This window comes from Streptomyces sp. NPDC102278 (assembly GCF_044766345.1).
Classification (GTDB): Bacteria; Actinomycetota; Actinomycetes; order Streptomycetales; family Streptomycetaceae; genus Streptomyces.
In genome coordinates, this window is record NZ_JBIWLV010000048.1 from 1 (window position 1) to 1075 (window position 1075).

Here is a 1075-nt window from a genome sequence, read left to right on the forward strand (position 1 = left end):
TACTGAGGATTTCAGGGCGGGGTCGGTGGGTTGATTGTCAGGCCGGTGGCGGTGAGACAGCTGTCGATGAGGTGGGGTCGGAGCTGGATTCTGCGTAACTCGCGGCGGAGTTTGCGTTCGAGGTCGTCGGGGGTGTCGAAGGCGGTGTTGGCCGTGGCTCTGCGCACGAGGGACCAGACGGCTTCGACCGGGTTCAGGTCTGGTGCGTATGCCGGGAGGCGGATGGTGGTGAGCCAGTCGTGTTCGGCCTCGTAGCGTTTCAGCCCGGCGGCCAGGTGGGTGTTGAGATTGTCCCAAACCACCACGATGGGGCCGCCGAGCTGAATATGGGCCCTCACCAGCAGGTCGCGATAGTCCTGCCAGGAGAAGCTCTTGCGGGCGCCCTTGAGCAGGAGATGGTTGCGGGGCCGGTGGATGAGACGGCTCTTCTCGCCGGGTTTGTAGCAGCACAGGGCGGCGACCGAGGTCCGGCGGCGGGAGCGGCCGCGGACGCAGATGACAGGGGTGTGTCCGCGCCGGCCCCAGGTTCGGGCGCGGGGCGGCGTCATGGAGAATCCGGCCTCGTCCTCGAAGACGAGCCATGCCCCGGACGCCGCCGCGAGGCTTTTACCTGGGGCCACACCTCCTTCTTCCACAGTTCCACCGCGTGCTCGTCCCGCTCGAGTGCTCTGCGGGCCGGTGCCTGCCAGGACCAGCCGTGCCGCTTCAGCAGCCGCCAGACCGTCGCCACCGACAGCGTCAGGCGCAGCCTGCGGCGGATCACCGTCTGGACCCGGACCAGAGTCCACCGTTCATCCTCGAAGCCGTGCGCTGACGGGCCCTTGCCGAGTTCCTCCTCGAGCACGGCGAACTGGGTATCAGTGACAGTTGGGGAGTTGGCCGGGCCCGTCGAGTGCAGGGCCTCCATGCCGCCCTCGCGCCAGGCACGGCGCCAGCGTTCCACCGACCGCACACTCACCCGCAGGTCCTTCGCGATCACGGCGGTCTTCTCACCCGCCGCGAACCGCTCGCCGGCCTGTAGCCGGATCCCCTCACGAAACGCCCGACGCTCAGCGGTCAGACCCCCACCCACCGG

The 1075-nt window shown here is 68.6% G+C and carries 2 protein-coding genes; both read right to left on the reverse strand.

All coding sequences use genetic code 11. The annotated features are described in order from the left end of the window. Positions 1–11 precede the first annotated feature (11 nt). On the reverse strand, positions 12–620 hold the full coding sequence (locus tag ACIRO3_RS36870; protein WP_404144140.1) for a transposase: 609 nt from the start codon (positions 618–620) through the stop codon (positions 12–14). Continuing rightward, positions 545–1075: winged helix-turn-helix domain-containing protein (locus tag ACIRO3_RS36875; protein ID WP_404144142.1), on the reverse strand; the 531-nt coding region annotated here is incomplete at its 5' end. The genes ACIRO3_RS36875 and ACIRO3_RS36870, both read right to left, overlap by 76 nt.